General features: G+C 73.0%; 6 protein-coding genes. 2 read left to right on the forward strand and 4 right to left on the reverse strand.

The features are described 5' to 3' along the window. Positions 1-12 precede the first annotated feature (12 nt). Positions 13-1,317: an MFS transporter gene (locus ABZ948_RS19075; protein ID WP_359760967.1), complete on the reverse strand. Its 1,305-nt coding sequence runs from the start codon at positions 1,315-1,317 to the stop codon at positions 13-15. A 71-nt stretch (positions 1,318-1,388) separates the two neighbouring features. Between ABZ948_RS19075 and ABZ948_RS19080 the strand changes: the two genes are divergently transcribed. After that, on the forward strand, positions 1,389-2,426 hold the full coding sequence (locus ABZ948_RS19080) for a GlxA family transcriptional regulator (RefSeq protein WP_359760969.1): 1,038 nt from the start codon (positions 1,389-1,391) through the stop codon (positions 2,424-2,426). Between the two features lie 69 nt (positions 2,427-2,495). Here ABZ948_RS19080 and ABZ948_RS19085 read toward each other — a convergent pair whose 3' ends face one another. The 3 genes from ABZ948_RS19085 to ABZ948_RS19095 form a co-directional block, all read right to left on the reverse strand. Next, positions 2,496-3,545: a Zn-dependent alcohol dehydrogenase gene (locus ABZ948_RS19085; protein WP_359760970.1), complete on the reverse strand. Its 1,050-nt coding sequence runs from the start codon at positions 3,543-3,545 to the stop codon at positions 2,496-2,498. After that, a complete protein-coding gene (locus tag ABZ948_RS19090; protein ID WP_359760972.1) occupies positions 3,545-4,687 on the reverse strand; it encodes an acyl-CoA dehydrogenase family protein in 1,143 nt (380 codons plus the stop codon). Before ABZ948_RS19090 ends, ABZ948_RS19085 begins: the two co-directional genes overlap by 1 nt. A gap of 89 nt (positions 4,688-4,776) precedes the next feature. Further along, positions 4,777-5,691 (reverse strand): SDR family oxidoreductase, encoded by a 915-nt coding sequence (locus ABZ948_RS19095; protein WP_359760974.1) that lies wholly within the window; start codon positions 5,689-5,691, stop codon positions 4,777-4,779. A gap of 105 nt (positions 5,692-5,796) precedes the next feature. Between ABZ948_RS19095 and ABZ948_RS19100 the strand changes: the two genes are divergently transcribed. After that, complete coding sequence (locus ABZ948_RS19100) at positions 5,797-6,723, forward strand: cyclase family protein (protein ID WP_359760976.1); 927 nt, start codon at positions 5,797-5,799, stop codon at positions 6,721-6,723. Positions 6,724-7,251 lie beyond the last annotated feature (528 nt).

Genomic DNA, 7,251 nt, shown 5'->3' on the forward strand with positions numbered 1-7,251 from the left:
TGAACCCGGAACTCAGACCGCCGCCCCCGCCCCGACCCCCCGCCGCCGGATCACCAGCGCCATCAACGCCGCCGCCGCGCACAGCGCCCCGGACGCGTACCAGACCACGTCGTACGAGCCGAAGGCGTCCCGCGCGACGCCGCCGAGGAAGGCGACGAGGGCCGCGCCCACCTGGTGGGAGGCGAGGACCCAGCCGAAGACGATCGCGCTGTCCTCGCCGTACTGCTCGCGGCACAGGGCGAGGGTGGGCGGGACGGTGGCGACCCAGTCGAGGCCGTAGAAGACGATGAAGAAGATCATCGGAGGGTGGACCGCGGGGCCCAGCAGCAGCGGGAGGAACATCAGCGACACGCCCCGCAGCGCGTAGTACACCGCCAGCAGGCGGCGCGGCTCGAAGCGGTCCGTGAACCAGCCGGAGGCGATCGTGCCGACCACGTCGAAGACGCCGATGACCGCGAGCAGGGAGGCGGCGGCCGTGACGGGCATGTGGTGGTCGTGGGCCGCGGGGATGAAGTGGGTCTGGATCAGCCCGTTGGTGGAGGCGCCGCAGATCGCGAACGTGCCGGCGAGCAGCCAGAACGGGCCGGTGCGGGCGGCCGAGAACAGGACGGTCACGGCCCGGCGGGCGGCGCCGGGCACGGGCGCGGGCTTGGGCACGAACTCGGTCGCCCCGTACGGCTTCTGGCCCACGTCGGCCGGGTGGTCGTGCAGCAGCAGCCACACGAACGGCACGACCGCGAGCGCGGCGAGCGCCACCGTCACCGCCGCCGGGCGCCAGTCGTACCGGTCGATGATCCAGGACAGCAGCGGCAGGAAGATCAGCTGGCCGGAGGCCGAGGCGGCGGTGAGGATGCCGCTGACCAGGCCGCGCCGCTCGGTGAACCAGCGGTTGGTGACGGTCGCCGCGAACGCCAGCGCCATCGAGCCCGAGCCGAGGCCGACCAGCAGCCCCCAGCACAGCATCAGCTGCCAGGCCGCCGTCATCCACACGGTGAGCAGGGAACCGAGCGCGATCACGGTCAGGGCGACCGCGACCACCCGGCGGATGCCGAAGCGGTCCATCAGGGCCGCCGCGAACGGGGCCGTCAGACCGTACAGCGCGAGGTTGACGGAGACCGCGGCGCCGATCGTGCCGCGCGACCAGTCGAACTCGTCGTGCAGCGGCTCGATGAGCAGACCCGGCACGGAACGGAAGGCGGCGGCGCCGATGATCGTCACGAAGGTGACGGCGGCGACGAACCAGGCGCGGTGCACACGACGACGACGGCGGGGCTTCGGCGGCTGCTCGACGGCCGCCGCATCGGTTGTCTGGGTCACGACATAGAGCTTCCGGCCTGCGCTTCCTCGCAGCGAGTGGCCCGAGGGACAGCATTCGCTAGGATCGGGCCATGACCTCGGCCACAGGATCCGGACCCCAGGGGGACGCCGGCGTCCGCCCGCACCGCGTCGTCGTCCTGGCCCTCGACGGCCTGCTCCCCTTCGAACTGGGCATCCCGCACCGCATCTTCGGCCGCCCCAAGGACGACCGGGGGCGGCCCCTGTACGAGGTCGTGACGTGCTCGGTGCGGCCGCCGGGCGCGGTCGAGACGGACGCCGACTTCGCCGTCCACGTCTCCCACGGCCCGGAAGCCCTGGCCACCGCCGACACGGTGATCATCCCGGCTTCGTACGAACTCGGCCCGGTCTACGAGGAGGGCGTGCTGACCGACGACCTGGCCGCGGCGCTCACCCACCTCAGGCCGGGCACCCGGCTGGCCTCCATCTGCACGGGCGTCTACGTCCTCGCCGCCGCCGGCCTCCTCGACGGCCGTCCGGTGACCACCCACTGGGCGGAGGCGGAGCGTCTCCAGCGGCTCTTCCCGCAGGTCGAGGTCGACCCGGACGTGTTGTTCATCGACGACGGCGACGTCCTCACCTCGGCCGGCGTCGCGGCCGGCATCGACCTGTGCCTGCACATGGTGCGCCGTGACCACGGCGCGGCCGTCGCCAACGACGTGGCCCGCCGCACGGTCGTACCGCCCCACCGCGACGGCGGTCAGGCCCAGTACATCGCGCGGCCGGTGCCCGATCCGCAGCAGGCGTCCACCACCACCGCCCGCGCCTGGGCCCTGGGCCGTCTCCACGAGCCGATCCAGCTGCGGGACATGGCCGCCCAGGAGTCCATGTCGGTGCGCACCTTCACGCGCCGCTTCCGCGAGGAGACCGGCGTCAGCCCCGGCCAGTGGCTCACCCAGCAGCGGGTGGAGCGGGCCCGGCACCTGCTGGAGTCCACCGACCGCTCCATGGACCGGGTGGCCCGCGACGCGGGCTTCGGCACGGCCCAGTCGATGCGCCAGCACCTCCAGGCGGCCCTCGGCGTCACCCCGACCGCCTACCGGCGGACCTTCCGCGCGGAGAACGCCACGGCCGCCACCCTCGAAACCTGACGCCCTCGAAACCTGACGCCCTCGAAACCTGACGCCCTCAAGACCTGACACCCTCAAGACCTGACGCCCTCAGAACGTGAGCACGCCCCGGGCCACCCGCCCCGCCTCCGCGTCCGCCGCCGCCTTCTCGAAGTCCTCGACCGGATAGGTCCTGGTGACGAGTTCGTCGAGCAGGAGGCGGCCCTGGCGGTACAGGTCGGTGTAGAGGGCGATGTCCCGCTGCGGGCGGGAGGAGCCGTAGCGGCAGCCGAGGACGGACTTGTCCAGGTACAGGGAGGAGACCCGGAAGGACGCCTCGGCCTCGGCCGGGGGCACGCCCAGCAGGACCGCCTGCCCGTGCCGGTCCAGCGCGTCGATCGCCCGGCGGATCAGCTCCACCCGGCCGACGCACTCGAAGGCGTGGTCCACGCCCGTGGGGAGGACGTCCCGTACCCCCTCCGTCGACGTGAGGAAGTCGGTCGCGCCGAACCGGCGTGCCACCTCCTCCTTCGCCGGGTTGGCGTCCACGGCCACGATCCGCGAGGCGCCCGCGAGCCGGGCCCCCTGCAGCACGTTCAGCCCGATCCCGCCCGTCCCGATCACCAGGACGCTGTCGCCGTGGCCCACCCGCGCCCGGTTCAGCACGGCACCCACGCCCGTCAGCACCCCGCAGCCGATGAGGGCGGCCGACGTCAGCGGGATGTCCGCGGGGATGCGGACCGCCTGGACGGCCTTGACGACCGTCCGCTCCGCGAACGCGGAGTTGGACGCGAACTGGTGGACCGGCAGGCCGCCGTGGCGGAACGGCCGGCCCGGGCGGCCTATGGCGTGCCGGCACATGGTCGGCCGGCCCCGGTCGCACTCGGCACATGTCCCACAGTGGGCGAGTGTGGACAGCGCTACATGATCCCCGGGCACCACATGGGTGACGCCCACACCCACCGCCTCCACGATCCCGGCCCCCTCATGGCCCAGCACCACAGGAACCGGGAAGGGAATGGTCCCGTCCACCACCGACAGGTCGCTGTGGCACAGCCCGGCCGCCGCGATCGCCACCCGCACCTCGCCCGGCCCCGGCTCGCGCACCTCCAGGTCGGTGACGACCCGGACCTGTTTCCCGTCGAAGATCACGCCTCGCATCACACGGCCCCCTTGGGCTCCCTGGGCAGACCGAGCACACGCTCGGCGATGATCGTGCGCTGGATCTGGTCCGAGCCGCCGTAGATCGTGTCGGCCCGGGAGAAGAGGAACAGGTGCTGCGCCGCGTCCAGTTCGTACGGCGCCGATGCCGACCAGTCGGCGGGCCCCACCCCCGCCGCCGCGCCCCGCACGAGAACGGCCAGCTCCCCGAGCCGTTGGTGCCAGCCGGCCCACAGCAGCTTGGCCACGCTCGGCGCCCCCGGCCCGGCGGTGCCCCCCAGCGTGCGCAGGGCGTGCCAGCGCATGGTGCGCAGCTCGGCCCACTGCCGTACGAGCCGCTCGCGTACGACGGGATCCCGCGCCGCTCCCGATTCCACGGCCGCCCGCACCACGGCGCCCAGCTCCTCGGCGAAGCCGATCTGCTGGGCCAGCGTGGACACGCCCCGTTCGAAGCCGAGCAGGCTCATGGCCACGCGCCAGCCGTCGCCCTCCGCGCCGACGACGTGCTCGGCGTGGGCGCCGTCGAAGAAGACCTCGTTGAAGTCGCTGGTGCCGGTCAGCTGCCGGATGGGGCGGACCTCGATCCGCCCCGGCTGGTCCATGGGGACGAGCAGGAAGGTCAGCCCGTGGTGCCGCACCGAGCCCGTCTCGCTCCTGGCCAGCACGAAGCACCAGTCCGCCTCGTGCGCGAGCGAGGTCCAGATCTTCTGCCCGGTGACGCGGTACGAACGCCCTTCACGCACCGCCGCCGTACGGATCCCGGCGAGGTCCGATCCGGCGCCGGGTTCGCTGTACCCCTGGCACCAGAGTTCGTGACCGGCGGCGATCGGGGGCAGGAAGCGGGCCTTCTGCTCCTCGGTGCCGTGGGCGATGAGCGTGGGGGCGAGCAGGTTCTCCCCGATGTGCCCCGACCGCGGGGGCGCGCCCGACCGCGCGTACTCCTCCGCCCAGACGACCTGCTGGGTGAGGGTGGCCGTGCGGTTCCCGAACCCGGACACCTGCCACCCGAGCCCGATCCACCCGTCCGCCCCGAGGGTCCGTTCCCAACCACGCCGATCCACCACGCCGTCGACATGCGAGGAGAGCCAGTCCCGGGCTTCCCCGCGAAACACCTCATCGTCCGGACCGAACCCGAAATCCATCACGGTTCTCCTCCCGACCCAGGGGCGCGGGGAACTGCGCGACAAGCCACACCCGAACCCGCACCCGCCACACACTCCGCGCCCCCGAGCTACTGGGCGTTGGGCCGCTCCCCTCCCCGCGCCGCCCTCTCCATCTCCGCCACCCGCTCCAGCATCGGCATCGGATCCACCCCCACCGACCCGGGCAGAAACTCCGCGATCCCCTCCACGGTCCAACCGCCGGAGGCATACGCGGCGCGCAACTCCCTCGGCTGTGCCCAGACCGCGATCTTCGGCCCGGCGACCGTGTACACCTGCCCGGTGATCCCCTGCCGGGCGGCCTCGTCGGAGAGCAGGTACACCACCAGCGCGGCGACGTCCTCCGGCTCCCCGATCTCCGCCAGTTCCATCGGGACCCCCGCCGACATCCGGGTCCGGGCGACGGGCGCCACCGCGTTCGCGGTCACCCCGTACTTGTGCAGCCCCAGCGCGGCGCTGCGCACCAGCGAGATGATCCCGCCCTTCGCGGCGCTGTAGTTCGCCTGCGACACCGACCCCTGGTGGTTGCCGCTGGTGAAGCCGATCAGCGTGCCGGCGCGCTGCTTCCGCATGACCGCCGAGGCCGCCCGGAACACCGTGAACGTCCCCTTGAGGTGCGTCGCGACGACCGGGTCCCACTCCTCCTCGCTCATGTTGAACAGCATCCGCTCGCGCAGGATCCCGGCGACGCAGACGACACCGTCCAGCCGCCCGTACGACGACAGCGCCACGTCGACCACGCGCTGCCCGCCCGCCATGGTGGAGATGTCGTCGGCGACCGCCACGGCCGCTCCGCCCGCCGCCTCGATCTCCTTGACCACGGCCTCGGCGACCTCGCTGGTCGGTGAGGCGCCGTCGACCGCGACGCCGTAGTCGTTGACCACGACCCGCGCGCCCTGGGCCGCCGCCGCGAGCGCGACCGCCCGGCCGATGCCCCGCCCGGCGCCGGTGACGGCGACGACCTTGCCTGCCAAGAAGTTCCCCACGCCCGGCCCCTTCCCGTCCCACGGTTTCTGACGGACCGTTAGATTTTCCGGTTCCCGAATTCTACGACCCGTCAGATACGGGAAGACAAGCCCCGGGGAGGACTCATGTCACTGCCGGACGCGTTCCACGACATCGCCAAGCGCGTGAACAACTGGGGCCGTTGGGGAGCCGACGACGAACTCGGGACACTGAACCTGATCACCGACGAGGTGGTGCGGGAAGCCGCCGCCTGCGTGCGCACCGGACGCCGGATCCCGCTGGCGCTGCCGCTGCGGCAGGACGGTGTGCAGACGGGGATGATCCCGGGCCGCGTCAACCCGCTGCACGTCATGGTGCAGATCAACCAGGAGCTGTTCGGCCCGGGCACGGTCGCGTGCAGCGACGACGCCGTGACCATGGGACTGCAGGCGGGCACCCACTGGGACGCGCTGCCGCACGTCTCGCACTCGGGCCGGCTCTACAACGGCCGCCCGGCGGACACCATCACCGCGCACGGCGGCGCCGGGTTCGGCGGCATGGACAAGGTCCGGCACGTCGTCTCGCGCGGGGTGCTGCTCGACGTCGCCCGGGCCCGGGGCACGGACCGGCTCGCCGGGGGGTACGCCGTCACGCCCGAGGACCTGGAGGCCGCCGAGGAACTGGCCGGTGCGCGGGTGCGGTCCGGCGATCTCGCGCTGGTGCGGACGGGGCAGGTCCAGGTCTGCCTGGCCGGGGACCGGCACGCCTACGCGTATCCGTCGCCGGGGCTTTCGATCCGCACGCCGGAGTGGTTCCACGCGCGCGATGTGGCCGCCGTCGCCAACGACACGCTCACCTTCGAGGTGTTCCCGCCCGAGGTGGCGGACCTGTGGCTGCCGGTGCACGCCCTCGACCTGGTGGAGATGGGGATGCCGCAGGGCCAGAACTGGAACCTCGAGGAGTTGTCCACAGCCTGTGGAGAAGCGGGCCGCTACACGTTCCTCCTGGCGGCCACACCCGAGCCCTTCACAGGGGCGACCGGGGCTCCCGTCGCCCCGGTCGCCATCCTGTAGGCCACCCCCCTGAAGCTGGATGGCGGCGCCGCGCTGCTCGCCCCGAGCACGACAGCGCGCGCCGCCACCCGACTCCGGCGCTCCCGCCCCGGCTCCCGTGGCCCTGAAAGGAGCCGACGCCGAATCACGACTCACACTCGCCGAGGGCCGCCGTCGTCGAAGCCCTCGCCGTCCCCTCACGGCGAATCGCTGCCCACAAGCGTGAGCAAGCGGTCACCACGCGTCAACACCCGTTCGGCGATTCATCGCTTATGCGGCTTTTGCCGTGGGCGCGCACGGAAGCACGTCCCGGCGCATCGCCGCATGCCCTGCCGAAACCGGCCGACCGCCGCGCCTGCGTGCCCCGGCCCCGCCGCACTACCGCGCGGCATGTGCCGCCGTACACCGCGGCCCGACCACCCCGCGCCCGCCGAGCGCGGGCGACTCAGGGGCGCTAGGGGGTGTCCGCAAAGTCCCGCCTGCCCCGCGACGCCCGGCACGCTCCCCCAAGCTCTTCGAGCAGGGGGTACCCCCACTCGCCGCACCGGG

Origin of the sequence: Streptomyces olindensis (genome assembly GCF_040645895.1) — a bacterium.
Taxonomy (GTDB): domain Bacteria; phylum Actinomycetota; class Actinomycetes; order Streptomycetales; family Streptomycetaceae; genus Streptomyces; species Streptomyces olindensis.